Annotated in this window: 1 protein-coding gene; it reads right to left on the bottom strand. The window is 71.8% G+C overall.

Annotated elements, in window-relative coordinates:
* On the bottom strand, nucleotides 1-916 hold a 916-nt coding region (locus CQZ88_RS17675; RefSeq protein ID WP_146034327.1), incomplete at its 3' end, for a protein kinase.
* Nucleotides 917-1,063: the final 147 nt, after the last annotated feature.

The raw sequence follows: 1,063 nt of genomic DNA on the forward strand, positions 1-1,063 counted from the left end.
CCGTCGCCGGTTCCGCGACGGCCGAAAGATGCTGCGCGGACCGTCGCGGTGCGGGCACCCGGTAGCGGGGCAGCGCCAGGACGTCGCAGACCTCGCTCAGCGCAGCGGCCATCGCCGCGGCGTCCGGGAACCGCTCACCCGGCTCCCGCTCGGTGGCGTGCCGGACCAGTTCGTCGAACTGCTCCGGGACCCCGTCGATGAGGGAACCGGGGTCCGGGACATCCCTGTCGACCCGCTGATAGGCCACCGAGAGCGACGTGTCGCCGGTGAACGGGGTGCGCCCGGTGAGCATCTCGAACAGCAGGATCCCGGTCGCGTACACGTCGCTGCGCGCGTCGGCGGTGCCCGTGGTCACCTGCTCCGGCGACAGATAGGCGGCGGTACCCAGGATGACGCTGCGCGACGTCGTCGTCGCCGCGGCGACCGCGCGCACGAGCCCGAAGTCGGCGATCTTCACCTCCCCGGCGTCGGAGATCAGCACATTCTCCGGCTTGACGTCGCGGTGCACCAGGCCGGCGCGGTGCGCCACCGCCAGCGCCCCCAGCACCGGCGCCGCGACGGCGGCCGCCGCGTGTGGTGGCATCGGGCCCCGTTCGCGCAGCAGTTCGCGCAGCGTGCCGCCCTCGACGAGTTCCATCACCAGGAAGACATGGTCCCCGTCCTGCCCCTGGTCGTACACCGCCACCAGACCCGGATGGGTCAACCGGGCCACCGACCGCGCCTCGAACTCGAACCGCGCAAGGAACTGAGGATCGGCCGCGAACTGCGGATCCATGACCTTCACGGCTACCGGACGGTCGAGCCGCAGGTCCGTGCCGCGGTACACGGTGGACATGCCGCCACGGGCGATCGGTGCCTCGATGCGGTAGCGCCGTTCGAGCACCGTGCCGATCAGGCGGTCGCCTCCAGAGCTCACCCGGTGTACCCCCGTGTTCATGCCGTCGATTCCTGCGTAGGTGCGGCGTGCGACGGGTCGGGCCGTCGGGTGCGCCTCTGTCGATCGTAGCCAGCGCACGAACCACCCGGTTACACGTGCGCGGCTCGCCGCGGTGACACTGCGCGG

It is taken from the genome of Rhodococcus sp. ENV425 (genome assembly GCF_002887785.1).
Lineage (GTDB): Bacteria > Actinomycetota > Actinomycetes > Mycobacteriales > Mycobacteriaceae > Rhodococcus > Rhodococcus aetherivorans.